Origin of the sequence: Actinomycetospora sp. NBRC 106375 (assembly GCF_030269665.1) — a bacterium.
Lineage (GTDB): Bacteria > Actinomycetota > Actinomycetes > Mycobacteriales > Pseudonocardiaceae > Actinomycetospora.
Genome location: NZ_BSTS01000015.1, coordinates 95742 through 121460 on the forward strand (window position 1 = coordinate 95742; position 25719 = coordinate 121460).

The window sequence follows — 25719 nt, forward strand, 5'->3', positions numbered from 1 at the left end:
CGGCCGCTGATAGCTTCGCGCAGCGACCATGTCGACCACCGTCGGTGGTCGGCAGGCGACATGGAGGACCAGGTGATGGAGCGCGGTGAGCACGACATCCGACGGGGAATCGCCCACGGAGGGGAGTGTTGTGACCGGTAGGGCGCTGATCCTCGTCGAGAACCTGTCGGTCCCGGCGGACCGCCGGGTCTGGCAGGAGTGCATGACGCTGCGCGACCACGGCTGGGACGTCGAGGTCATCTGCCCGCAGGGCGACGACCGCGACACCGATCCCGAGGCGGTCGTCGACGGCGTCCACATCCAGCGCTACCCGCTGGACGCCGCGACCGGGGGGCCCGCGGGCTACCTCCGCGAGTACGGGCAGGCGCTCTGGCGGACCTACCGGGCGACGCGCAATGTCCGCCGCCGCGGCCCGATCGACGTCGTGCACCTGTGCAACCCGCCGGACCTGTTCTTCGTCATCGCGCTGGTCCTCAAGCTCGGCGGCACGCGGGTCATCTTCGACCAGCACGACCTGATCCCCGAGCTCTACCTCTCCCGCTTCCGCCCGAAGCGCGACGCCCTGTACTGGGCGATGCGCCTCGTCGAGTTCCTCACCTACCGCACCGCCGACGTCGTCGTCTCGACCAACGAGAGCTACCGCGAGCTCGCTGTGCGGCGCGGGCGCGTGCGTCCCGAGCGCACCTTCACCGTGCGCAGCGCCCCGGCCGGCGAGCGGTTCCACGAGGTGCCCGTCGAGCCCGCACTCCGGCAGGGCAAGAAGCACCTGCTCGCCTACCTCGGCGTCATGGGCCCGCAGGACGGCGTCGACTACGCGGTGCGCGCGCTGGCGCACCTGCGCGCCGAGCACCGCGACGACTGGCACGCCGTGTTCATGGGCAACGGCGACGCGCTCGACGACGTGCGGGCGCTCGCCCACTCGATGGGCCTCGCGGACTGCACCACGTTCACCGGGTGGACGAACACCCCGGACATCCTGCGCTACCTCTCGACGGCGTCGGTCGGGCTCGCCCCCGACCCCCGCAATCCCCTCAACGACCTCTCCACGATGAACAAGATCGTGGAGTACATGGCGATGGGGATCCCGGTCGTCTCGTTCGACCTGCGCGAGTCGCGGGTCTCCGCCGACGAGGCCGCCGTGTACGCGAGCGACAACTCCGAGGAGGAGTTCGCCGGACTGATCTCCGAGCTGCTCGACGACCCCGAGCGCCGCCGGCGCATGGGTGAGATCGGCCGCGACCGGGTCACCGGCCCGCTGTCGTGGAAGCAGTCGGAGCAGGCCCTCGTCGCGGCGTACGACCTCGCCCACAGAGCCCACCGACCCCGGACACGATGACCGCATCCCGACGCCTGCAGGTCCTCGTCGCCGGCTCGTCCGCCCGCACCTACGGCGGCATCCCGGCGATGCAGCGGCTCCTGGAGAAGTGGGTCCCCGACGACGTCGAGCTGCACGTCCACGCGACCTTCACCGAGGGCGGCGCCGCGACGCGGCTGCGCCAGTCGGTGGTCGGCGTCGGCGGCGCGGTCCTGAGCCTGCTGACGCGGCGCATCGACGTCGTGCACGTCAACCTCTCGAAGAAGGCGAGCGTCCTGCGCAAGGGCGTGATCCTCGCGGTGGCGCGCGCCCGCGGCGCCGCGACCGTCGTGCACGCGCACGCCGGGCTCTTCCTCGACTGGTTCGACGGGCTGCCCCGCCCCGCCCAGCGGCTCGTGCGCCGCCTGCTCGTGGCCGACCGCGTGATCGTGCTCAACGAGGAGGTCCGCGACGGCTACGCGCGGCGCCTCGGCGTGCCGGCCGAGCGGATGGTCATGATGACCAACCCCGTCGAGTGGCCGGCGACGGTCCCCGCCCGCGACGGCGACGGCCCGGTGGTCGCGGCGTTCCTCGGTGCCCTGCGCGAGAAGAAGGGCGTCTTCGACATCGTGCGCGCCGTGGCGCTCCTGCCCGCCGAGCAGCGCGAGCGCCTGCGCGTCGTCGCCGCGGGACACGAGGACCCCGCGCCGCTGCGGGCGGCGATCCGCGAGGCCGGCGTCGGCGACGCGATCGAGGTCTCGGGCTACCTGGGGCCCGACGAGCGCGACGCGCTCCTGGCCCGGGCCCAGATCCTGCTGCTGCCCAGCCACGCCGAGGGCCTGCCGATGTCGGTGCTCGAGGCCATGGCCTGGGGGCTGACGCCGGTGGTGACGCCGGTCGGCGGCCTCCCGGCGCTGATCCGTGACGGCGACACCGGCGTGCTGGTGCCCGTCGCCGACGCGGAGGCCCTCGCCACCGCGCTCGGCAAGCTCCTCGTCGACGACACCTGCCGGCACGCGATCGGCGCCCGCGCCCGCGAGGACGTCCGCGGCTACGCCGCCGACGCGTGGGCGGCCCGGCTCGCCGACCTGTGGCGCTCGCTCGCGGGGGTGACGGTGTGAGCGGCATCCGGGCACTGGAACGGCGCGACCTCGACGCCGTCGCCGGGCTCTTCGACCAGGTCATGGGCACCGGCTCGAGCAGCACCACCGAGGTCGCCCGGTACTTCGGGCGGATCCTGCTCGACGACCCGTGGGCCGACCCGGACATCCCGTCGCTGGTGCACGAGACCGGCGACGGGGAGATCGTCGGGTTCATCGGCGCGAGCACGCGGCGGGTGCGCGTCGACGGGCGCGCCGCGCGCGTGGCGGTCAGCAGCAACCTCGTCGTGCGGCCCGACCAGCGCCCCCGCGGCGTCGGCGCGCTGCTCCTGCGCAAGCTCATGGGGGGCCCGCAGGACCTCACCCTCGCCGACCGCTCCAACGACGACTCGCTGCGCATGTGGCGCGAGCTCGGCGGCCAGGAGCTCGTGCACGCCAGCGTCGGCTGGTACCGCGTGCTGCGCCCCGGTCGCGCGGCCGGCGCCCTCATGGACTCCCGCGAGCGCGAGGGCCTGCTGCGCCGCGCCGCGCGCGCCGTCGGCGGCCCGGTGGACGCGCTCGCCGGGCGGGTGCCGCGGCTCGCGACGGAGCCCCCGGAGCCCGCGGGCAGCCGCGAGCCGCTGACGCTCTCGGAGCTGCTCGAGCAGATGAGCAGCATCGGGCGCCGGATGCGGCTCTACCCGGACTACGACGCGGCGTTCCTCAAGTGGGCGTTCGACGAGGTCGACGCCGTGCCCCGCGTCGGGCGGCCGGTCGCGCGCCTCGTGCGCGGCGCGAGCGGCCGCGTGCTGGGCTGGTTCGTCTACGTGCTGCCCCCGGGCGGCGTGGCGCAGGTCCTGCAGGTCGGCGTCCCGGGCAACGACCCGGACCCGGTGATCGACCACCTGTTCCGGTCGGCGTGGGACGAGGGCGCCGCGGTGGTCCACGGCCGTCTCGAGCCCGTGCTGTCCGGCGTCCTGTCCCGACCGGGTGTGATCGTGCGGCGCTCGGCGCGCGCGCTCGTCGCGTCCCAGGACTCCACGGCACTGTCGCTGCTGGGCTCCACGCGTTCGCTGCTGAGCCACCTCGACGGCGAGTGGCTCGTGTCCCACGCCCGCCGTCTGTGACGGGCGACCCCGGGCCCGCCCGGGACGACCGCCGCGTCGTGCCACCATCGACGCGGCCCGAGAAGCCACAGGAGGACGTGCGGGTGGGTGCCAGCGAGGAAGCGGTCGGCGGCTCGGCACGGGGACTGGCCGTCCTCATCGTCTCCCCGGCCCGCGCGGACCTGCTGGAACGTGCCCTCGCGAGCGTCGACAAGTGGCTGCCCGAGGCCCGGGTCCACGTGTGGGACAACCGGGACGCGGCGACGCCGGCGATCGCCGAGCTGGCCGAGCACCGCCGCGACGTCACGTGGACGTTCTGGGACGCCGACCTCGGCCCCGTGACCGCGACCAATCGCCTGATGGCCCAGGCCGGCGACGACGACGCCCTGCTGCTCGACCCTGCGGTCGAGCTCCTCGGTCCGCTGACCGGGGCGCGCGAGGTGCTCGCCGAGCCCGGCGTCGCGGCCGTCTCCCCCGCGGTCGTCGATGCCGACGGCGCGTGGCTGCCGTGGGACGTCGCCCGGCGCCCGCAGACGGTGGTCCGCAACCTCGTCGGCGTCGCCGGATGGTCGGACGCCCTGCGCGGACGCGGCGCGAGCGAGCTCTACGCCACCGCGCCGGACACCGTCGACGGCTACCTGCTGCGGCGCTGCCTGCTGATCTCCCGCGACGCGTGGGACGCGGTCGGGACGTTCGACGAGCGCTTCTTCGACGGCGGCGAGGAGGCGGCCTGGCAGCGCGCCGCGCGGGCGGCCGGGTGGTCGCTGCGCCTGGTGTCCGAGCCCGAGCCGCAGGCCCGCGTGGCCGCCCCCGACGGGCTCCTGCGCCCGGTGGCCGGGGACGTCCCGAGCGACGAGCGCACGGTCCAGCGCCCCGACGACCTGCGGCGCGCGTCCCGCACGATGGTGCTGGGCATCCGCAACAACGGCGGCCGCGGGGCCCTGTTCTCCGCCGGCGCCGCGGTGCTCGACCGCGTCCGGCCCGCTCCGCGCGCCCGGCGGCGGCGCGAGCGGACGGCGGCGGCGCAGCGGTCGGGCGGCCGGCCCGCGATCGTCGTCATCTCGAACGGCCTCGAGCTCGGCGGCGCCGAGCGCCAGCGGGTGATGCTCGCCAACGAGCTGCTCGAGCGCGGCCACCCGGTGACGGTCGTCGCCCTGCAGAAGCTCGGCCCGTACACCGCCGAGCTGGACCCGCGCGTGCGCCTGCTCCTGCAGCCGTGGTGGCAGCCGCTGGTCGACGTCGGGACCGACGAGGCGATCCTCGTCGGCGGCGTCACCAACACCGAGATCGGCTTCGCGCTCGGCTGGCGGGCCCAGGGCCGGCTGCACGGGCAGCGGCGCCTGTGGATGCCGGCGAGCCACGACCCCGCGGAGCTCGACCACGCCACCTACAGCGAGCACCAGGCGCGGGCCCTGCGCTCGGCCGACGCGCTGCTCGTGCTCGCGCGCCAGCACCACGTCGACCTCACCCGGTTCCAGACGCTGACCGACACGGTGATGATCGCGCCCAACGGCATCCCGGCAGCCCCGGAGCGGCCCTACCGGCCCGCGGCCGACGGCGGACCGGTGCGCTTCGGGATGATGACCCGGATCGTCGAGTACAAGAACCCGCTGCTGCTCGCCGAGGCGCTCGACGCCCTCGACCGGCCCGGGGACTGGACGCTCGACATCTTCGGCGAGGGTCCCGACCGCGCCGACCTCGAGCGCCGCACCCCCGAGCACCTGCGCGACCGCGTGCGCTGGCGGGGCCGGGCGTTCGGGCCCGACGAGGCCTTCGAGCAGATGGACGTCCTCTGCGTCCCCAGCGGGTTCGAGGCGTTCCCGCTGGTCATGGTCGAGGCGATGATGCGCGGCGTACCCGTCATGGCGTCGATCTCCGGCGCGGTGCCCGAGATGCTCGACGACGGCCGCGCCGGGATCATGGTCGACCCGCTGACGCGCGAGCGGTGGACCTCCGAGCTGCGGACGGTGATCGACGACCCCGCCGGCACCGCCGCGCTGGCTGCCGCGGGCCGCGAGCGGGCGCTGTCGCACTACACGGTGGCCGCGATGGTGGACGACTACCAGCGCGCCTTCGCCCGCCTGCTCGGCCACCCGATCCCCGGGGCGCCCACCGACCCCGCCCTCGTGCTGTGAGGCGCGCCGTGCCGGACCGCCCCGCGCGCCTGTGCCTCGTGCTCAACGCCGCGCTCGTCGGCGGCGCCGAGGTCGTGCTCCTCGAGATGTTCCGGCACCTCGACCCGGAGAAGGTGCGCCCGGAGCTGGTGTGCCTGCGCGAGGGCGGCACGCTCGCCGACGACTTCCGCGCCTCGGGCTTCGACGTCACGGTCTTCGACCGCCACGGCTGGTCCGACGTGCGGGAGACCGCGAAGCTGTTCACGCACTTCCGGCGCACGCGGCCCGACGTCGTGCTGGTGCCCCACTTCCAGCGCGCCCCGCTCGTGCTCGGGCCGTGGTTCGCGAAGCTCGCCCGGGTGCCGGCGAACGTCATCGCCGTCCACAACATGGACCTCCATCACGTCGGCGACCGGGCGCTGCCGCCCTACGTCGTCGAGACCCTCAAGGTCACCGACGGGCTGGCGCTGCTGGTGCCCAGCCAGAGCGCGTACCTGCGCGAGCACGAGGGCGTCGGCCGGTTCCCGTGGCGTCGGGTCCCCGAGTACGTGGTGCCCAACGGCATCCGGATCCCCGAGCTGCCGACGCCGGCACAGCGCGCGGAGGTGCGCGCGGAGCTCGGGTTCGCCGACGACGACGTGGTCGCGGTCATCGTCGCGCGGATCACGCCGATCAAGGGCCACGACCTCCTGCTGCAGGCCCTCGCGCGCCTGGCGCCGGACCACCCGCGTCTCAAGGTCCTCGTCGTCGGCGAGGGGCCGCTGGCCGGGGAGCGGGCCGCATTGGCCGAGCAGCTCGGTGTGGCCGACCGGGTGGTGTTCACCGGCCTGCGCCGCGACGTCCCGCGCCTGCTCGCCGGTGCCGATCTCGGCGTGCTGCCCTCGAAGCACGAGGGCGTGCCGATGTCGGTGATCGAGCAGATGGCGGCGGGCCTGCCCGTCGTCGCCTCGGCCGTCGGCGGCCTGCCCGACATCATCGGCGACGGCGCGGAGGGCTACCTGCTGCCCGCGGGTGATCTCGACGCACTCGCCCGACGCCTCGGCGAGCTGGCCGGCGACGACGAGCTGCGCCGGTCGTTCGGCAAGGCGGCCCGCTCGCGCGCCGAGCGGGACTTCAGCATCGAGACGACCGCACGCTGCTGCGAACGGATGATCTCCGACCTGCTCTCGCGCTGAGGACAACCGGCAACGGGGCCGGACGTCTCACGGAGGAACGGCGCGGAACCGCACCACGCCCGGCCGCCCGCCGGACGAGACGGGGTGGTCGGTTCGCTACCGTTCGGGGTGCCGTGCAGGCTTGACTCGGGCCTGGAGCAACAGCCCGTCACACTACGATGTGCCGGCGCACCATCCTCGGGCGGCGCGCCGGAGGCGATCGGACGAAAGGCACGTAATGAGCCCGCTCCTGATCCAGTGGGACCGCATCCGCCGCCGGTGGGTGCTGATCCTCGTCATCGGTCTCCTGGCCGCCGGGGGTGCGTTGGGAGCGGCCCTGCTCCAGGGCACGACCTACACCGGGCGCGCCGCGCTGACGATCGTCTCCGTGGACCGTGCGCCCGAGCAGGACACCGTGCTGGCCCAGGGCTACGCCGACTACTTCAACCAGGCGTCGTCTCAGGAAGTTCTCCGCCAGTCGGCCGGAGTGCCGACGACGGTGACCCTCAACGCCCGCATCGCCGCAGCGAGCCCCATCGTCTACGTCGAGGCCACCGCCGACACGGCAGACGTGGCGCAGGATTCCGCCACGAAGATGGCTGTGGCGCTCCGCAATGACGTCAACCAGGGCCTGCAGAGCAACAGCGCCGCGCAGATCCAGCAGCTCACCGGCCAGCTGAACGCGGCGCGGGCACAGAACAACTCCGACGAGGTCGGTCGGCTCCAGGATGCGATCTCGAACCTGCAGAGCGGCACCAACCAGCTCCAGGACCTCCAGCTCAATGCCGGCGTCTCGTCGAACCCGTCGAACGCACTGCGCAATGCGGGCGCCGCGGCACTCGGCGGTGTGCTTCTCGGAGCATTGCTCGCCATCGCGCTGGGCCGATTCGAGAACCGGATCGTCACCCCGAACGAGGTCCGTGATCGCCTCGGGCTTGCGGTGCTCGCGGTCGTGGGCGGTCGCCGCCGCAGCGGTGAGGACGGTCGCGGGCAGCTCCTGCGTTCTCTCACGGGGCTCACCAATCCGTACGGCATGCCCACTCCCGGCGCGCTCGCACTCACCGGGCCGTACACCAGTCGGGCGTCGAAGTCCCGGGTCGCCGTCGCCCTTGCCGGTCTCCGGGCTCTCCAGGGACAGACCACCCTGCTCCTGCAGACGGACCTCGAAGCCGACCCGCTGCCCTCCGAGCTCTCCACGCTCTCCGGTGTCGCCGACTTCCTGGCCGAGCGCGGTGGCAGCCGGGTCGACGGCAAGATCTTCACCAATGGCCGAGCCCTGCTCGTATCCCCTCCGGGAAGCAAGCGGGACGACCTGTTCGCGCTCTTCTCCAAGACGCACGTGCAGCGCCTCGTCACCCAGGGCATCGCGCTCGCCGATCTCGTCATCATCGACGCGCCGCCGGTCGAGTCGGTCGAGGGCCAGGTCGTCTGCGCCGTCGCCGACCGCGCGCTCCTGGTGCTCGAGGAGGGCGAGACCCGCGCCAAGGACGCCTCGTCGGCGCTCGATGCCCTCGGCCGTACGGGCTCGACGGCGTTGGGCGTCGTCCTCGTCCGCAACCCGAACCAGATGGTCGATCCCGGTTTTCTGTCGGAGCGAAATTGGGCTCCGGTGCAACTCCCGGCAGGCCCACCTCCGCCCCGGCCCGTCCCCTCGCCGCAGAGCGGGCCCGGTGGCTCGGGGGGTTCGGGCCCGCGTCCCGGCGGCCAGCAGGTCCCGCCGGCCGATCGCACGGCGCCGATCTCGGCCAAGAAGCTCGAGGAAGCTCGCGAGTCCTTCAGCCGTGAGGGAGTCGTCGGCGGCGTCACCACGACGGCGAGCGCCGCACCGACCGGCGCGGCGAACGGCACGAACGGCTCGCACCGCCCGACTCCCCCGGATCAGGGCGTGCGTGGCGTCAACGGGACGGCGGCTGCGCCGGACGTGAAGGCCTCGGGTGGGGCCGCTCCCGGGCAGCGTTCTGAGAAGGATGAGCCTGTGGCCGGAGGTGGTGCCCTCGGGAACCGCCCGAGCCCGGGCGGCGCGGGTCGGTCCCCGAACGCGTCGTCGGCCGCCCAGGCGCCGGGAGGTGCGGCGCCTGGATCGAAGCCCGCTCCCGGGGGCCAGCAGCCCGGTCCGGACGCCGTCCCCGGACCGTCCGCCCGGGTGGTGCGTCGCACCGGCTCCGAGGGGGTCAAGCCGTCGCCCCAGCCGAAGCCGGGAGGCGAGCCGCCGAACGGCGGCGGCCCCCAGGGGGCACGGCCCGGCGGGGTGAACACGCCGACACCCACCCCGAAGCCATCGCCGGGTACACCCTCACCTTCTGCACCGAAGAAGCCGACGCCGGCAGATGCGGCCTCGCCCGCCGCGGCACCCAAGCCGACGACGAAGCCCGGCACGTCCGGGACCGTTCCGCCCGGCGGCGCTCCGTCGGGTGACAACAGCCCGCCCGCCACGCCGAAGGCGTCCTCGCCCGCTACCACTCCCGGCTCACCCGAGGGCGCCAAGAGGATCGGGACGGCCCGTTTCACCAGCTCACGGCCGGCGGGCGGTAACGGGAACGCCGGGAAGCCGGGACCGGCGCCCCGACCGACGCCCCAACCCACCGGTGCGACTTCGGGCAAGGGTGACCAGCCCAGCAAGCGGTCGGACTCGCTGTCCGCGCCGACCGTGACCATGCGTAGGGAGAAGTGAGCATCCTCCCCCGGGGTCGGCGCGCCGTGACACGAGCCGAGTCCCTCGTGATCGGCGCGGTCTGTCTCGTCGTCATCGGGTTGGCTGCCACTGCGCCCGGGGACGTCGGGACGCTTCTCGCCGGCGCGGCCGTCGGGGCGGTCGTCGCCTACGTCGTGCTCAGCGATCCGCTGCTCGCGTTGTTGCTCGTCCTGGCGGCGTCGTTCTTCCGGCTGGCGCAGAGGGAGATCGTCTCCACCGAGGCCCTCACCCCGGCGGTCATCCTCCTGCTCGTCTCGCTCACCCTCGCGATCGCGCGACATGCCAAGATGCCGCCGAAGCTCGGAGCGGTCGAGTGGCTGATGGCGGTCTATCTGGCCTGGAACATCTTGTCCTGGCTGCTCCCGCACCCCGTCGAGGCGATCGAGCCGGTCACTGGCGCCCCCATCCTTGTCTACCGCTGGATTTATACGGGTGTCCTTCTGCCGTTCCTCGTCTACGTCATCGCGAAAAGCGTGATCGACGACGAGCGGGGTGCGCGGTGGCTCCTCTGGACCACGGTCGCCATGGCGGCGTACTCGTCCTGGGTCAGCATCCTGCAGTTCCACGGTCCGAAGTCGCTGGTGTGGCCGCGTTACATCGTGGATGCCCCGAACTGGGAAGGTCGCGCGAACGGCATCTTCAACCAGCCGGTTGTTAACGGCGTGATCCTCGTGATCGGGTTCGTCGTGTGTCTCTTCCTGGCGAGTAGGCCAGGAGTGAAGCGGTCCGTCCAAGTCGTCCTGTACGGACTCGCGGCCGCGAACGCGTACTCGGTGTACCTGACCCACACCCGTGCGGCGTTGCTGGCTCTGATCGTCGTGCTCGGTATGGGGATCCTGCTCGCCCCCGGGTGGCGTCGCGGATTTGTTGCGTTCACCGTCCTGGGCATGATCGGCGTCGCCGCCAACGCGTCGAGCATCTTCTCGAGCGATCGGTCCGACGGCGGTGTGGGGTCATCGACCGAGGTGTACGACCGCCTCAACCTGATGGCGACGGCGATGCGCGCCATGGGTGAGCACCCGTTCGTCGGCATCGGCCTGGCCCGTTTCCAGTTCTACAACACCGACCACCACGTCGCGTGGTCGCAGGATGTGCCGTGGGATGCCGGCTACGCCATCATCTCCCACGAGAACGAGTTCGGGATCGGCGCGGAGCTCGGCATCCCGGGTGTGTTGATGTGGCTCGCTGTGATCGTGGCGGTCGTCTGGATGCTCTGGCGGGCGATGCGCGAGCTGCCGCGCGACACCTACCTCGGCAGCGCCTTCGCCTTCGTCGGTGCGTCCGCGATGGTGACCATGATCGTCAATGGTCTGACCGTGGACCTCCGCATCCTCGACTTCGCCATGATCCTCCCCTTCATGTTCGCCGGGATGGTCGCCGGTGCCCTCGAGCGCCATCGGGACGACCAGGCGACCCGCCGCCCTCGACCGGGCGTGGTGGGAGGCGGACTGCCGACAGGAATGTCGCTGGACGACCAACAGCGCTGGCTCGACGACCACCCTGCCGGCGAGCCTGCCCGTGCGGCTGCCCGTCCCGTCGCCGCCTCCCCCCATCCGGTCCGGTGAGCGATCACCCCGACCTGTCAGCACTCAACGGGCGGCACCCACACCGGCTCACCGTGAAGGCCGGTGATCACTCCCGACCCGCCCGAGCGGATCGGTCGCCCGGGCGGGTCGTTACCCTGGGGGAAGGCGCCCACCCGGCGGGCGGGCCGGGCGTCAGAGGGTTCCGGTACTCCACGCCCGCGACCTGGGACCGATGAGCTTGCCACCGCCGAACGAGCCGGTCGACGGGCCCCCGGCGGGCGTCCCGTCGTCCGCCGACCCGGGGTCCGCGACGACGACGGCCGTCGCGGACTCCGCCGCAGCGCGGTCATCGGTGCCTGACAGCGAGCACGACCCTTCCCTCGAGGGCCTCGAATCCAAACTGCGACGCGGTGCGTCGTTCGCGGCGGTCGCCCTCGTCTTCACCCAGCTCATCTCGCTGACGCAGACGATCGTCGTGGCGCGCATCCTGAGCCCCGTCGAGATCGGCACGTTCACCTTGGGGACGCTGTTCGCCAACTTCCTCACGACGCTGTCCGACGGGGGAATGAGGGCAGCGCTGATCCAGCGTGAGCGCGAGGTCGAGGACGCCGCGAACACGGCCTTCTGGATCAGTCTGGTGACCGGCACCCTGATGTCGCTCAGCGCCCTGGCCGCCGCGCCTGTCCTCGCGCTGTACTTCGACGATCGTCTCGTCGGACTGATCTGCGCGGCGACGTGCGGGACGCTCCTCATCCACTCTCTGCTCAACGTGCCCGAGGCGTTGATGCAGCGGCGGTTCAACTTCAAGCGGCGCCTGATCGTCGACCCGACGACGGCCGGCACCTTCGCCATCGTCGCCGTCACCGCCGTCCTGTTGGGATTCGGCGTCTGGGGCATGGTCATCGGTCTGTACGCCTCGCAGTTCGCGACGTTGATCGCCTGCTGGGCCCTGGCCAAGTGGCGACCGGGGAGGGGCACGTTCACCTTCCGCATCTGGCGGGAGATGGCCCGCTACGCGGCACCACTGATCTTGTCGAGCATCGTCGAGGACCTCCGCGACCTCGTCCAGCAGGCGCTCGTCGGCCGTCGACTCGACATCGCTTCTGCCGGGCAATACCGCTACGGCCGCCGCATCGGCATCCTCCCGGGCCAGGCCATCATCCAGGTCGCGTCCTACGTCCTCTTCCCCGCGTTCGCGCGCATCGCGTCCGACATCACCCGGTTCAAGCACGGATTCCTCCGTTCGCTCCGGATGTTGTGGGCCGGCTCGGTACCGTTCGCAGCCGTCCTCATCGCGCTCGGGGAACCACTCATCGTCGTCCTCCTCGGCGAGGAGTGGCGACCCGCCGGCCTCTTCGTAGCTGCCATGGCGGGATACGGTCCCGGCACCGCCATGAGCGCGATCGGCTTCGAGTCGATCAAGGGGGCCGGTCAGAGCGCGAAGCTCAACTGGCTGACCGGCATCACCTTGGTGGTGGGCCTCGGCGGCCTCCTCGCCCTCATCCCTCTCGGTCTGCTCGGCGTCGGTCTCGCGGCGTCGATCGAGGGCATCGTCGCCGGTCTCGCCGGATTGATGCTGGCGCGACGCCTCGCGGCGGTGAGCGTGCGGGACCTCGCGACGGTCCTGGTTCCCCCGCTCGTCGCCGCAGCCGTCGCCGGCACCCTCGTGGGGCTCGTGGAACACTGGTTCGTCCATGCCGACGAGCGACCCATCGTCCTGGCACTTCTCCTCCTCGCGGGCGAGGGCCTGCTCCTGCTCGGCATCTTCGTCGGACTTCTCTATCTGATGGCTCCGGAGGCCGTTCGGGAGGTGCGCGACGCCCTCGTGCGGCGCGCGGGCCGCGGAGGAGCCGACGACGGGGACGACGACGGGGACGACGACGGGGCCGCGAGCAGGGGCGGCGATCCCGACGGCCCGCTGCCCGATGCCGGCAGCGGGTTCTACGACGCACCGACCGTCGTGCTCCCGATGTTCGGACTGGACGGGCCCACTGAACAGGTCTACACACCCCTGCGCCGGATCCCGCGCCGGCCCCTTCCCGTCACACCGGACCCGGTCGGCTCCGTGTCGCCGACGACTCCGGTCCCGTCCGCGACCGCACCCGTCCGCACGCCGGGAGACGGATCGGCCACGAGCACTCCCGCCGAGCGTGCCGAGCGATTCGTCAAGGCGGGGCTCGACGCTCCGACGACCGCTCTTCCCCCGAACCCCCGTCCCGGGCCGATCGGATCGGACGCGACCCGGGAGATCCGGGCGTCAGACGTCGCCCCTGACGACGAGCCTCCTGCAGAGAGCCCTCCCAACGGTCGATCCGAGAACGGACGCCCTGAGGAGGAGAGTGGCCCCGCGCGGCGCATCGTGCCGATGGTGCGAGTGCAACCGGCCCGCCGTGACAGCGACCCGGACCGACCCGTTCCTCCCGACCCAGACGAGTAGGACGAAGCGGGCGTCACCGGTCAGCATCCCGAGGGTGCGCCACCGGTGCCATCGGCGAACGGGCCAGCGCAACCCGCCAGCCGCGGGGTGCCGAGAGCGCCTCCGCCGGGCGTGGCCGGCGCGCTGTTCGTCACCACCGCCAGCTTCTTCAGCATGTCGAGCATCTGCTCGGAGCTGATGTTCGGGAACTCGTCGAGAGCGGTGGACTGCACGTCGAACGAGCCGGACGGGGCGCCGCCGGTCTCGTCGACCACGTAGCCTCCGTAGGTCTTGAGGGCCTCGGCGACCTTCCGGACGTCGGGTTCGGTGATCCCGGACAGGTCGGTGTCCGCTGGTAGCGCGAGCAGGGAGCCCATGCGCACCTCGGGGTCCGCGCCGCCGTACTTGCCCTCGTAGCCGGAGTCCGCCTTCACGGCGGGCCAGCGGAAGCCGCCGCCCTCGGTGGAGCAGCTCGTGGTGCAGGGCAGGCTGAACTTGAGCGCGTGCTGGAGTGGCGCGGCCCCCGAGAGCTCGCCCTCCCGGATGGTGCCTCCGATCCCCGACATCCCGGACCCGCCGTGGCAGCCCTCGATCCCGTCCCCGGTCAGCGACTGCGGCTTCCAGCCGTGATCCCACGACGGGTCGCCCCCGGCTTCGAGAGTCATCGGCTGGCCCTGGACCACGGTCATGCGGTCCGGTGTGTCGGCCAGGAGGGTCGAGCAGTTGTTCCAGCTACCGTCCGCGGCGAGCTCCGGGTCGACGAGCACGCGCCCTCCGGGCTCACCATTGAGCTCCCGGGGCGGCGCCTGGGGGTCGACCGAGATGTTCTCCACGTCGGCGTACATGTCACCGAACTTCGCGTCGAACGGCTTGTACTGCGCGCTACGGGCGAGCGGGAGGTTCCAGACGGAGTTCCAGGCGAAGGGGCGCTGGTAGACGTCGCGTGTCGATGAGCCGGACGGCGCCGCCACGGCGGTGCTCGTCGCCGTCACGAGGGGGACGAGCAAGCACACCAAGGGCACGACCAGACGCGCGAGGCGGCTCACGGGAGGGCCGTCCCCGGCGCCGTCACCCGGAGGCCGTCGATGCGTACCGACGTCGCGGGACCGCTGTCGCGGTAGATCCCCTGCTTGAGGTAGTTGGAGTCGCTGGTCATCGACGCGCGACTCGTGCGCGGCACCGTTTGCTGCCCGTTCTCCCATGCTTCGACGAAGCCGGCGTCGTGATCGCGGGAGAACTTCACGTGGAGCGTGTAGTCGACCCACTCTCCGCGACGGACCGGCCCGATCGTGGGCCGAGGCTCACCCTTGAGACCGTCGCCCCCGATGTCGACGGTCCCCTCGTCGCTGATGTTGATGGCGAGAGGCGGGGAGCCGGATCCGGCGTGCCACTGCATCACGATGAACCACACGCCGGTGGGGTTCTGGAAGTCCGCCGGGAACTTCATCGACCACTGGTACCAACGCTCGTCGCCGTCCTTGACGACTGCGCCGCCCGCATCGGACTGCACCTCGGCGCGCTCCCCGCCGCCGAAGTCGGGGACGTCGCCGGGCTTCAGGTCGAACTCCGCGGCATACCGGCCTTGGCGGACGTCGTCCGTGACGATCCGCATCGTTCGGTCGCCCTGCCCGAATCCTCCGCACTCGCCGTTGACGGTCGCCGTCTGGCACGTCGTCCACTGCGCGAAGTTCCCGGTCTCGTAGTCGCCCACGAACACCTCGGGACCCGTGACCGGGATACCGGGCGCGGCTGTCGCCGCCGGCACTCCCCCGACCCCGCCGGCGAGTCCGAGGACGGCCCACCCCAGTGCCACCCCAGCCACGCGCCATCCCCGGCGAACCGAATCCCCAGAGCACACGTCCCCTCGACCGCTTCTCGCCATCGCGTGCCTCTCATCTCACCGCTCATCGCATCACCAGCCGCAGCGGACAACACGAGCAACATTGATCTACCGTTCGGCGCGCAGGATTGACCGCTGATCGAGAGCGCCGCAAGAGCCACGTTCCGGCGACGGGCGGGCCGCTGACGACGGCGGCCGTGGGCAGCATCGGAGATGCGCAGGTCGTGACGGGTGCCCTCAGACCGAAACCTGCTGCTCGCCACACGACTTCGCGATCCCCGGACGGGCTACTTCCATCCGTCCGTGAACGCGCCGACGAGCCCGTCACGGACGGACGGTGCGTGTCTCGCGACCACCGGCGGAAGAGAACGGACGGGAGGTGACACCGACGGCGGGACGGCGGGAGGCTCGCCGCTATAGTCGTGACGGGGCTCCTGCCCCGCCGAACCGACAGGCCAGTCTTGTCTCGGAGAGGACCTGTGACGACATCATCCGGCTCCACCGCAACGTCGGTGGGCACGGCGACGGATGAGGAGCCGATGGGCGACAGGGAGTCGAGCGCATCGACTCCGCTCTTCACGTTCCTGATCCCGGCCTACCGCACGGAGCCCTGGATCAGCGAGACCCTCGATTCGCTGATCGCTCAAACGCGACCCGACTGGGAAGCCGTCGTCGTGGACAACGGCAACGTCGATGCGATGGCCGCCATCGTGGCGCCCTACACGGACGACCCACGAATCCGGCTCATCCGTCAGGAGAACAGTGGGTACGGAGGCGGCATCAACGCCGCGGCCGACGCTGCCCACGGTCGTTGGTTCGTCCCCCTCTGCAGCGACGATCTCGTCGTCGAGAACTACTGCGAGGACATGGCCAAGGCGATCGAGTCGAGCCCCGAGGTCGATGTCCTCAGCCCGGACGCCGAGATGTTCGAGGACGGCACCCTGCGGCTGTTCGCCCAGACCTTCGTCCAGAACTCCGGTGTCGCTCGACGCAACGTTCCCACGGGCGACCTGACGCTCCCCGACATCATGGAGCAGCAGTTCCTGTACTACGGGGGCGCCTTCCGCCGCGAGGCCTGGCGCGGTGTCGGCGGCCATGACTCCGACACGCCACGAGTCGAAGACCTGGACCTCTGGCTGCGCCTCGTGGCCGGTGGCTGGTCGGTCCGCGCGATCCCGGACGTGCTCGGCCGATACCGGGTCCGAGCTGACTCCATGTCCCACGCTCCGGGGAGCGTCGACGTGTTCGAGGACGAGGCGGTCCATGCCTTCACACGGGCCGCCCGTTCCTCGGGGCGCCCCGAGGATCTCGCGGCTCTGGATGTCGCCGTACGTCGGCTGCGCTACGTGTCGTCGATTCGGCGAGCGCGGTGGGCCTTCCTCGACGGCGACATCCCAGCCGCTCGCCAGGCCGCCCGCGCCGCTCTCGCGCAGCGACGCACACCGCGTGCCGCGGCGATCGCCCTCGGCCTTGCCCTCGCGCCCGGCGTCCTCCGTCGTCTCCGGCCGTGGAAGCAGGAGATCACCCGGCGCGTGCTCGACGTCATCGCGGCCCGCAAGTGGGGCCGATCCCACCTCTGAGGCTCAGCGAGGTTCGGGCGAACCTCCGCTGGCGGTCGGGATCCGCTTGACGACGGGGTCGACGACGACCCAGCTCCCGCCGTTCGCCTCGACCTCGGGCATCGTCCGGCGCATCTCGGCGAGCATGTCGGTCACGAACAGCACGACCTCGTCGGGACGGCGTTCGGCGACCGCGGACGGCGGGAGGATCGGCACGGGCACGCCCGGGAACCGCCGGCCCTGCTTGCCCGGCGAGGCGTCCGCGACAGCTGGCAGCAGGTCGGGCCCGATGCCGGCGCGGTTGAGCAACGGCACCGCCCGCGACGCGGCCGCGTAGCCCAGGACCGCGTGCCCGGCGGCGCGGGAGGACTCGAGGTGCGCACGCAGCTCCTCGGCGCTGCGGCCCGCGGCCTCCTCGAGGGCGCCGACCGCGCCGGGATCGGTGACGCCGAGGGCCGCCTCGCGCTCCAGGAGGGCGTCGACGCCGGCCTGGTCGCGCGGGCCGTCGTCGTCGCGGCGACGGGCGGCGAGCAGCACCGTGCCGCCGTAGAGGTCGAACAGGAAGCCGTGGGTGACGTCGAGACCCAGCTCCCCGAGCATCCCGAGGAGCACGGGCGTCGCGTAGTAGGCGAAGTGCCCGTGGCGCAGGGCGTTCCAGCCGCCGTCGCTGACGATCGCGGCGAGCGTGTGGAACTGCAGCAGCAGCACCCCGCCGGGCGCCGTCGCCGCGAAGCGCTCGGCGAGACCCGCCCGCTGGTCGGCGGCGTGCATGAGCCCGAAGCAGTCGATCACCACGTCGGCGGGCTCGTCGGGGCTCTCCTTGAGGCCGGCCGCGCCGAGGAGGTCGAGCCACGAGCCGCCGTGCGGGCTGCCGAACTCGCGCACCGTCCCGCCCTCGGGCAGCAGGCCGGCGGCCTGCACCCGCGCGACGGCGTCCCGTGCCTGGGCGACGAGGGCGTCCGGCTCGGCGCCGCGCGGCTCCTCGGGCGTCGTCGGGTCCTCGGCGAGCTGGGCGAGGCCGCAGCCGGCGCACAGCCACATGCGCAGGGGATGCACCGGGTCGGGGCCCGGGTCGTCGACGGCCGGGAAGTGGTCCGCGGCGGGCTGGTCGCCGAGGTCGAGCACGATCGTGCCGTCGGCGCCGCCGCACCAGCGGCAGGTGGGGTCCGGGACGCGGTGACTCACGCCGCCGATCCTGTCAGGAGCGCTCGCGGCGGGGATGAGAGGCTCCGGGGTGTGGAGGTACGCACAGCAGGCATCGACGGGGTGCGGGTGCTCGTCCCGATGCCGCACCGCGACGACCGGGGACTGTTCACCCGCACGTTCGACACGGCGATCGCCGCGGAGCACGGCATCGACCTGGGCCCGGAGGCACAGGACAGCCAGTCCCGCTCGCGGCAGGGCACGATCCGCGGTATGCACGGGCGCCGGGGCCGCGGCGAGGCGAAGCTGGTCCGCGTGGCGCACGGGGCGGTGCTCGACGTCCTCGTCGACGCCCGACCGGACTCGCCGACGTTCGGGACGGTGGAGTCGTTCCGGCTCGACGACGAGGAGTTCTGGCACCTCTACGTACCGCCGGGCCTGCTGCACGGCTTTCAGGCGTTGTCCGACGTCGCCGACGTCTGCTATCGCATCGATCGCCCTCATACGCCTGGCGAGGATCTCGGCGTGGCGTACGACGATCCGGATCTCGCGATCGCCTGGCCCCAGGAGGTCACGGCGATCTCCGAGCGAGACCTCGGCGCCCCGTCCTGGGCGGACCTCGTCGCGTCCCTCTGAGCTGGAGCTGCTGTGGCTGCGGCGGCAGCCGACGTTGTCACACCTCTCGGTGGTTTGTCGGTCCCGATCACGGGTATCGGCCCCCGTCACGCTCTCTGACCTGCGGATTCGCGTGACATGACAGCACACCCCGTCATGATTCGACTACGCAGCGCTCGCTATGGTCCGGCATCCCACGACCCGACCCCGAGCGAGGCACGATGCGGTTCCTGATCCTCACGTCGCGCCGTATCGAGTCGCGATTGAGTGGCTACGACCTGCGGGTCGCCAACCTGTGCACCTTCCTGCCCGGCGAGGTCCACCTCGTGATCGCGCCGCTCGAGCCTCTCGACCGGGACGCAGGTGGCCTCGATCCCGACGACGTGTTCGACAGCGTCGAGGAGCTCGAGCCGCTCGCGACGGAGCGACGCCTGCTGCGGCGCCACGTCCGGACATCGAACACCCACTACGTCGAGCTCACCCATCCCACCGGGTTCGCTCGTGCGCGCGCGAGGCTGCACGGGATCGTTCGCACACTGGGGATCACTCACGTCGTGGTGTTCGGCGGCGAGGCCGCCGAACTCGCCGCCACCCTGAGTGGACCGGTCCTCGCCCTCGACGTGTGCGACAGCGCCACGCTGACCGCTGAGCGCGCACGCGCCGGCGCGCAGCACCGTCGGTGTGCGCTCGAGCGGCTGCACAGCGTCCTGGACATCGCACGCAAGCGTCGGACCGAACGGCTGTTCGCTCGTCGATTCGATCTCGTCACCACGATCAACGACGCCGACTCGCGCGCGGTGGGCGGCGCGCGGCACCGTGAGGTGCTGACGGTTCCCAATGGCCTCGACGAGGCGTACGTCCGCCCGCTCCCCGCGCCCGGGTCGCGCCGGGGTGTCGTGTTCTGGGGGAACCAGGCATTCGATCCCAACCGCGACGCTCTGCGGTTCTTCGTCGAGGATGTCTACCTGCCAAGGCTCCGGGACTCCGACGTTGAACTCTGCGTGGTCGGGTCCGATCCCCCCGCATGGCTCGAGTCGCTCGCGGCCGATGAGCCATCGATCGTTCTCACCGGCTACGTCGACGACCTCCCTGCCGTCGTCGACCGCTATCCCATCATGATCAACCCGATGCAGACCGGGAGTGGGCTCAAGAACAAGGTCCTCGAGGCCTTCGGGCTCGGGCTCGCCGTCGTCTCCACGACCCTCGGTGTCGAGGCGGTACCTCAGGCCCGCCACGGGGAGCACCTCGTGTGCGCCGACGACGGCGACGAGTTCGCGAGGGCGATCCTGCGTCTCCTCGACGATCCCGGTCTCCGCGAGCGCCTCCGCCGGGCGGCCCACGAGCTCGTCGCGCGTCACTACCGCTGGGAGTCGATCGGGCACCGCTGGAGCAGCCTCATCGCCGGACACCCGTCGCGCGTGCCGGCGCATCGGACGGCGGAGACGGTCGTGCCTGCGGTGCGAACCGCAGGCACGACCCTTCTCGACGGTCAGGCTGGGCGCAGGGCGCCGTCGAGGGTGCCGGCTTCCTGACGGTCCTTGAGGACGGCGAGGCGGGTGAAGCGCCGGTCGAACGCCTCCTGCGTCAGCCCGCGGGCGCGGTACTCGCGGATCAGCTCCTCGGCGCCGTCGGCGACCGACCAGGCGGGCCGGAACTCCGGCAGGAACTTGCCGATCTTCGTGAAGTCGACGCGGTAGGAGCGCGGGTCACCGCCGGTCTCGCCGGTGATGACGAGCTCGGCCTCGGGCACCGCGACCTTCACCGCGTCGGCGATGTCGCGCACCTGCACGTTGTTCTCCGTCGAGCCGACGTTGAACGCCTGCGCGCGCACCGTGTCCGCGGGCGCGGCCAGCGCGGCGACGACGGCCCCGCCGATGTCCTGCGCGTGCGCCAGCGGCCGCCACGGCGTGCCGTCGCTCATGACGAGGATGCGGTTCGACAGCAGGGCGTGGCCGACGAGGTTGTTGAGCACGATGTCGGCGCGCAGGCGCGGCGAGAAGCCGAAGGCCGTCGCGTTGCGCATCGACACCGGCACGAAGTCGGCGTCGGCCATGTCGACGAGGTCGGCCTCGACGCGCACCTTCGACTCGGCGTAGGGGGTCACCGGCTTCATCGGCGCCTCCTCGTCGAGCACGTCCTCGGTGCCCGACGCGCCGTACACCGAGCACGTCGACGCGTAGACGAAGCGCGACACCCCGGCCTCCTTGGCCAGGCGCGCCAGGCGGGTCGAGGCGTGGTGGTTGATGTCGTAGGTGTGCTGGGGCGCCAGCGCGCCGAGCGGGTCGTTCGACAGCGCCGCGAGGTGCACGACGGCGTCGAACCCGGCGAGCTGGTCGACGGTGACGTCGCGCAGGTCGACCGCGAGGGCCGGCGGCTCGGGGGCGGGCAGGTCGCCGAGCACGCAGCCGGCGTACAGGCCCGAGTCGAGCCCGGTGACCTCGTGCCCGGCCGCGGTCAGCAGCGGCGCCATCAGGGTCCCGAGGTAGCCCTGGTGTCCGGTGAGCAGGACGCGCATCGGGGCGGTCCCTCCTTCGTGTGACTCGTAGAGCGTCAGGTCGACGGTACGGGGGCCGCCAGCAGCGCCCGCGTCAGGTGGAACCCCTCGGCGTAGCGCACTCCGGCCTGGACCCCGCGCACCCGCGCGAGGCCCCGGAAGGTCTCCTCGTCGAACCACGCGCGGCCGACCTGGGACGGGTAGGACTCGTGCAGCAGGCGGACCTTGTCGGCCACCACGTCCGGTTCCAGCGGCCACAGCAGCGGGGGCTGGCTCAGGTCCGGCTCGGCTTTGAGGATCTCGTACCCCAGCGCCAGGTGGTCGCGGAACACGGTGGGCACGAGGCGCGCGAGCTCGCGGTGGTCCTGGTGGTCGTCACCGCGGTGGCCGACGAGGACCAGGTCGGGCTCGCAGGTCCGGCGGAACGCCTCGAGCTGCTCCTTGGCCCACTCCCAGTGGGTCGGGAGCCGCCCGTCGGGCATGTCGAGCACGGTGACCTCGAGGTCGGCACCCGGGGTGAACGCCGCCAGCGCCGCCCGCTCCTCGTCCTCGCGATGGGTGCCCCCGCCCGACAGGACGAGGGCCCGGACACGCAGCCCCGGGCGCGCCCGGCACAGGGTCAGCAGCGTGCCGCCCGCCCCGAGGGGGATGTCGTCGCAGTGCGCCGCGAGCAGGACCAGCTCGTCCAGCGACTCGGGGCGCAGCGCGCGCATCACGAGGTGTCGCGCTCGGAGAGCTCCTGGGCGACGAGGCTCTCCAGCGGCGGCCGGTCGATCGCGCGGGCGGCTTTCTCCCACACCATCCACGGCCGGGTGCCGGCCCGGTACGACGCCTCGAGGGCGTTGCGCTCCTTGAGCGTGTCCGCAGGCTGCCAGAAGCCTTCCCACGGATACGAGAGCAGCTTGCCCTCCTTGGCCAGCGTCATCCCGGCGTCGCCGACGAGGTCGCCGTTCTCCGGGATGTAATCGATGACCTCGGGGCGCAGCACGAAGTAGCCCCCGTTCTCCCGGATGTGCATGTCGGTCACCGGGTAGATCGAGTTCACCCGGTCCGAACCGTCGACGTCGACGATGTGGAACACCGCCTGGGGCGGCACCGCCAGCAGCGACGCCGTGGCGTCGCTCGCGCGGAACTTGTCGACCATCGCGTCGAGCGGGGCGTCGGTGAGGACGTCGGCGTAGTTCGCGAGGAACATCTCCTCGCCCTCGACGAGGTGGCGCACCCGCCGCAGCCGCTCGCCGATCGGCGACTCCAGCCCCGTGTGGACGAAGTGGATCGTCCAGTCGGCGATGTCGGAGCTCTGCAGCTCCAGCTCGCCCTCCCGGAGCACGAAGTCGTTCGACTCGGTCTCGCGGTAGTCGAGGAAGTAGTCCTTGATGTGGTGGGCGCCGTAGCCCAGGCACAGGATGAACTCCTTGTGCCCGAAGTGGGCGTAGTAGCGCATGACGTGCCAGATGAGCGGGCGCGGCCCGACCATCTGCATGGGCTTGGGGACGTCGGAGTCGCCGTCGCGCATCCGCATCCCGAATCCGCCGCAGAAGAGGACGACCTTCACGGTTCGAGAACCTTGCCAGAGCCGGGTGCGACCACCTGCAGGGAGGGGATGGGGAAGACGAGCGCCCCGCCCCAGTCTGCGACGTGCGCGAGCTGCGCGGTGATCTCGTCGCGCAGGTTCCACGGCAGCACGAGCACGTAGTCCGGGCGGTCGGCGTCGATCCGCTCCGGCGGGTGGATCGGGATGCGCGTGCCCGGGGTGAACCGGCCGTGCTTGTAGGGGTTGCGGTCGACCGTGTACGCGAGCAGGTCGGGACGGATGCCGCAGTAGTTGAGCAGGGTGTTGCCCTTGCCCGGGGCGCCGTAGCCGACGACGGTCTTCCCGGCGTCCGCAGCGTCCACGAGGAAGCGCACGAGGTCGTTGCGGATCCGCGAGACCTCGCCCGCGAAGCCGGCGTGGCCCTCGACGGTGTCGAGCCCGGCCGCGGCCTCCTCGGCGAGCACGTCGGCGACGGCCTGCGAGGGCTGCTGGCCCAGCTCGGTGGGTCGCGCCCAGCACCGGATCGAGCCGCCGTGCGTCGGCACCAGCTCGACGTCCACCAGCTCCAGGCCGCCCGAGCGCAGCGCCTTCTGCGCCGTGCCGACCGTGTAGTACTGGAAGTGCTCGTGGTAGATCGTGTCGAACTGGCGGTAGCGCACCAGCGTGAGCAGGTGCTGCACCTCGATCGACACCCAGCCGTCGTCGGCCACCATCGCCCGCAGCCCCTGGGTGAAGCCCACGAGGTCGGGGATGTGCGCGTAGACGTTGTTCGCGACGACGAGCGCGGCCGGGCCGTGCTCCTCGCGGACCGCGGCGCCGGTCTCGGGCGAGAGGAACGCGGTCAGCGTCGGCACGCCCTTCTCCCGGGCGGCCTGGCCGACGTTGACGCTGGGCTCGATGCCCACCGCGCGCATGCCGTCGGCGACCACGTGCTGGAGCAGGTAGCCGTCGTTGCTGGCCGCCTCGACCACCAGCGAGTCCGGGCCGAGCCCGGCCCGCTCGGTGGCCGCGGTGACGAAGCGCCGCGCGTGGTCGACCCAGGACGTCGAGAACGACGAGAAGTACGCGTACTCCGTGAACGTCTCGTCCGGGTCGATCAGCGGGGGCAGTTGCACCAGCAGGCACGACCGGCACACCCGGGGGTGCAGCGGGAACGTCTGCTCGGGGGCCTCGAGGCCCTCCGCGGTGAGGAAGAGCTCGCACGGGGGCGTCGCGCCGAGGTCGACGAAGCTGGCCAGGTCGGCCGAGCCGCAGAGCCGGCAGAGAATCTTGTCCAAGGGTCCCGTCTCAGTAGGCGCCGTCCCCGCGGAACACCGCGGAGACCGTCTTCCACATGATCACCAGGTCCATCGCGGGCGACCAGTTCTCCACGTAGCGCAGGTCGAGGCGGACCGACTCCTCCCAGGAGAGGTCCGACCGGCCGCTGACCTGCCAGAGGCCGGTCATGCCCGGGCGCACGAGGAACTTGCGCTTGGCGGCGTCCGTGTAGGCCTCGATCTCGCCGGGCAGCGGCGGGCGCGGGCCGACCAGCGACATCGAGCCGCCGAGGACGTTGAGCAGCTGCGGCAGCTCGTCGAGCGAGTACCGGCGCAGCAGCTGGCCGATGCGGGTGACCCTCGGGTCCCTGCGGAGCTTGAACAGCGGCCCGGAGCCGTCGTTCGTGCCGGCCAGGAGGTTCTCCCGCAGCTTGTCGGCGTCCGGCACCATCGACCGGAACTTGATCATCTTGAAGGTCCGCCCGCGCTGACCGACACGGGTCTGGCGGTAGAACACCGGACCCCCGTCGAGCTTGACGATCAGCGCGATCACCGCGAACACCGGCAGCAGCACGAGCAGGATCGCCGCGGTCGTGATCCGGTCGAACATCAGCTTGAACACCCGCGGGACGCCCGACAGGCGCGGCTCGGTGAGGCGCAGCAGCGGCAGCCCGTCGACGGGCGCGACGTGCAGTCGCGGGCCCGCGACCTCCATGAGGCCCGGGTCGACCACCAGCTCGGAGCCGGTGCCCTCGAGATCCCACGCGAGGCGGTGCAGGCGCTTGGGGCTCCAGCCGGGCGTCGGGGCCACGGCGACCACGCCGTAGCGCCCGCTGCCGACGCTGGTGGACAGGTCGTCGAGGTCGCCGATGACCGGGACGCCGGCCACGTGGCCCTGCCCCTCCTCGCCGAGCCCGGTCGGGGTGCAGGCCCCGATGACGACCCAGCCCATGTGCGGCACGCGGCGGGTGCGCTCGATGAGGTCGCGCACGGCCTGCTCGGTGCCGACGGCGAGCACCGGGAGCATCCCGCGCCCGCGCTTGCGGGCCTGGTGCAGCCAGCGGCGCAACATGTAGCGGCCCGCCATCGCGACGAGCCCGGCGACCGGGAGGACGCCGAACACCCAGGGGCGGACGCCCAGGCGCTCGAAGGCGAGCCCGCCGAGGCCCAGGACGATCGCCGCGGAGACGAACGCCCGGATCAGGCGGCTCCACTCCTCGGCGCCCTGGCCGAGCGTGCGGGGGTCCCAGGCACGGCACGCGACGATCGCCAGCGGCACGACCACCGCGACGATGCCGGCCAGCGTCCACGGATTCGAGCTCCACGGTGCCTCGGTGCCCTCGCCGAAACCGATGAGGGCACCGAGGAGGACGCAGACCGCGAGCGTCGCCATGTCCGAGGCCGCCACCGCGAGCGCGAACTTGCGCTGCCAGCTGGTCGCGACCGCCACGCTGCCCGGCTGCTCCGGGCCCTCGTCCTCCCAGATGCGCACGAACCCCGGCGCCGTGGGCGCTGGTTCGACGAAGACATCGGGCTCCGGGGTCGCCGGCGCGGCGACCGCCATCCCGAGGTCGTCGGCCAGCTCCTCGGCGGGCGTGCGCACATCGTGCTGCTCGCCGAGCTCTGCTCGTCCGTTCGTCACGTCGCCCCCGTCGTGGGTTGCAGGGTGGGGGTCCACCCCTCGCACCTCGTCGGCATGGACAGCCTTCCTCGGACGTGAGACGTCCGAGTCGGCCTCGGGTTGCCCCGAGCCACGGACGTGATCCGGCACCGGCAACACCCCCTCTCCACAACGCGACCGACGGGCGGGAGGTCACGAGCACACGGCGCCGACTGCCCGGACGGGCGACCGGCCCCGCGGCAGGACGCATCCTCCCGTACAGGTCCCGCGAGCCCT

19 protein-coding genes are annotated in these 25719 nt (G+C 72.2%); 11 read left to right on the plus strand and 8 right to left on the minus strand.

The window, feature by feature from the left end; genetic code table 11:
* Positions 1–130: 130 nt before the first annotated feature.
* The 8 genes from QSK03_RS23450 to QSK03_RS23485 all read left to right on the plus strand — a co-directional run bounded on the left by QSK03_RS23450 (position 131) and on the right by QSK03_RS23485 (position 13402).
* On the plus strand, positions 131–1336 hold the full coding sequence (locus QSK03_RS23450; RefSeq protein ID WP_285657282.1) for a glycosyltransferase family 4 protein: 1206 nt from the start codon (positions 131–133) through the stop codon (positions 1334–1336).
* Entirely contained in the window at positions 1333–2415 is a 1083-nt protein-coding gene (locus QSK03_RS23455) for a glycosyltransferase family 4 protein (protein WP_285657283.1), read from the plus strand. The genes QSK03_RS23450 and QSK03_RS23455 overlap by 4 nt, the downstream gene beginning before the upstream one ends.
* A complete protein-coding gene (locus QSK03_RS23460) occupies positions 2412–3500 on the plus strand; it encodes a GNAT family N-acetyltransferase (protein WP_285657285.1) in 1089 nt (362 codons plus the stop codon). Before QSK03_RS23455 ends, QSK03_RS23460 begins: the two co-directional genes overlap by 4 nt.
* 83 nt (positions 3501–3583) lie before the next feature.
* Positions 3584–5614, plus strand: coding sequence for a glycosyltransferase (locus tag QSK03_RS23465; protein ID WP_285657287.1), 2031 nt, complete (start codon positions 3584–3586; stop codon positions 5612–5614).
* Between the two features lie 8 nt (positions 5615–5622).
* Entirely contained in the window at positions 5623–6768 is a 1146-nt protein-coding gene (locus QSK03_RS23470) for a glycosyltransferase (protein ID WP_285657288.1), read from the plus strand.
* A gap of 217 nt (positions 6769–6985) precedes the next feature.
* A complete protein-coding gene (locus QSK03_RS23475) occupies positions 6986–9418 on the plus strand; it encodes a hypothetical protein (protein WP_285657289.1) in 2433 nt (810 codons plus the stop codon).
* Positions 9419–9465: 47 nt separating this feature from the next.
* Positions 9466–11004 (plus strand): O-antigen ligase family protein, encoded by a 1539-nt coding sequence (locus QSK03_RS23480; protein WP_285657291.1) that lies wholly within the window; start codon positions 9466–9468, stop codon positions 11002–11004.
* 313 nt (positions 11005–11317) lie between these two features.
* On the plus strand, positions 11318–13402 hold the full coding sequence (locus tag QSK03_RS23485; protein ID WP_285657293.1) for a lipopolysaccharide biosynthesis protein: 2085 nt from the start codon (positions 11318–11320) through the stop codon (positions 13400–13402).
* Between the two features lie 20 nt (positions 13403–13422).
* Here QSK03_RS23485 and QSK03_RS23490 read toward each other — a convergent pair whose 3' ends face one another.
* On the minus strand, positions 13423–14427 hold the full coding sequence (locus QSK03_RS23490) for a hypothetical protein (RefSeq protein ID WP_285657295.1): 1005 nt from the start codon (positions 14425–14427) through the stop codon (positions 13423–13425).
* Positions 14424–15263 (minus strand): polysaccharide lyase family 20 protein, encoded by an 840-nt coding sequence (locus QSK03_RS23495; RefSeq protein ID WP_285657296.1) that lies wholly within the window; start codon positions 15261–15263, stop codon positions 14424–14426. The genes QSK03_RS23490 and QSK03_RS23495 overlap by 4 nt, the downstream gene beginning before the upstream one ends.
* Before the next feature lie 470 nt (positions 15264–15733).
* Between QSK03_RS23495 and QSK03_RS23500 the strand changes: the two genes are divergently transcribed.
* Positions 15734–16801 (plus strand): glycosyltransferase family 2 protein, encoded by a 1068-nt coding sequence (locus QSK03_RS23500; protein WP_285657298.1) that lies wholly within the window; start codon positions 15734–15736, stop codon positions 16799–16801.
* A 3-nt stretch (positions 16802–16804) separates the two neighbouring features.
* Here the strand turns inward: QSK03_RS23500 and QSK03_RS23505 are convergent, their stop codons facing one another.
* Positions 16805–17965, minus strand: a complete 1161-nt coding sequence (locus tag QSK03_RS23505; RefSeq protein ID WP_285657299.1) for a methyltransferase C-terminal domain-containing protein — start codon at positions 17963–17965, stop codon at positions 16805–16807.
* A gap of 51 nt (positions 17966–18016) precedes the next feature.
* On the opposite strand from QSK03_RS23505, the gene QSK03_RS23510 reads away from it, so the two are divergent.
* Positions 18017–18559, plus strand: a complete 543-nt coding sequence (locus QSK03_RS23510) for a dTDP-4-dehydrorhamnose 3,5-epimerase family protein (protein ID WP_285657301.1) — start codon at positions 18017–18019, stop codon at positions 18557–18559.
* A 200-nt stretch (positions 18560–18759) separates the two neighbouring features.
* The gene (locus tag QSK03_RS23515; protein ID WP_285657303.1) at positions 18760–20070 is read left to right on the plus strand and encodes a glycosyltransferase family 4 protein; all 1311 of its coding nucleotides are present in this window, start codon (positions 18760–18762) and stop codon (positions 20068–20070) included.
* Here the strand turns inward: QSK03_RS23515 and QSK03_RS23520 are convergent.
* The 5 genes from QSK03_RS23520 to QSK03_RS23540 are packed head-to-tail and all read right to left on the minus strand — an operon-like array spanning position 20028 to position 25464.
* The gene (locus tag QSK03_RS23520) at positions 20028–21053 is read right to left on the minus strand and encodes an NAD-dependent epimerase/dehydratase family protein (RefSeq protein ID WP_285657305.1); all 1026 of its coding nucleotides are present in this window, start codon (positions 21051–21053) and stop codon (positions 20028–20030) included. The two genes, QSK03_RS23515 and QSK03_RS23520, sit on opposite strands and share 43 nt — an antisense overlap.
* 35 nt (positions 21054–21088) lie before the next feature.
* Positions 21089–21745, minus strand: coding sequence for a PIG-L deacetylase family protein (locus tag QSK03_RS23525; RefSeq protein WP_285657376.1), 657 nt, complete (start codon positions 21743–21745; stop codon positions 21089–21091).
* On the minus strand, positions 21745–22587 hold the full coding sequence (locus QSK03_RS23530; protein WP_285657306.1) for a sugar phosphate nucleotidyltransferase: 843 nt from the start codon (positions 22585–22587) through the stop codon (positions 21745–21747). Before QSK03_RS23530 ends, QSK03_RS23525 begins: the two co-directional genes overlap by 1 nt.
* Positions 22584–23843, minus strand: a complete 1260-nt coding sequence (locus QSK03_RS23535; RefSeq protein WP_285657307.1) for a class I SAM-dependent methyltransferase — start codon at positions 23841–23843, stop codon at positions 22584–22586. The genes QSK03_RS23530 and QSK03_RS23535 overlap by 4 nt, the downstream gene beginning before the upstream one ends.
* A 10-nt stretch (positions 23844–23853) precedes the next feature.
* Positions 23854–25464 carry a sugar transferase gene (locus QSK03_RS23540; RefSeq protein WP_352232029.1) on the minus strand — a complete coding sequence of 537 codons (1611 nt, stop codon included), beginning with the start codon at positions 25462–25464 and terminating at the stop codon, positions 23854–23856.
* Positions 25465–25719: the final 255 nt, after the last annotated feature.

Coding starts and splice junctions, on each gene's coding strand:
- QSK03_RS23455 (WP_285657283.1), top strand. CDS start 1,333: ATGACCGCATCCCGACGCCTGCAGGTCCTCGTCGCCGGCTCGTCCGCC.
- QSK03_RS23475 (WP_285657289.1), top strand. CDS start 6,986: ATGAGCCCGCTCCTGATCCAGTGGGACCGCATCCGCCGCCGGTGGGTG.
- QSK03_RS23495 (WP_285657296.1), bottom strand. CDS start 15,263: ATGGCGAGAAGCGGTCGAGGGGACGTGTGCTCTGGGGATTCGGTTCGC.
- QSK03_RS23515 (WP_285657303.1), top strand. CDS start 18,760: ATGCGGTTCCTGATCCTCACGTCGCGCCGTATCGAGTCGCGATTGAGT.
- QSK03_RS23520 (WP_285657305.1), bottom strand. CDS start 21,053: ATGCGCGTCCTGCTCACCGGACACCAGGGCTACCTCGGGACCCTGATG.
- QSK03_RS23525 (WP_285657376.1), bottom strand. CDS start 21,745: ATGCGCGCGCTGCGCCCCGAGTCGCTGGACGAGCTGGTCCTGCTCGCG.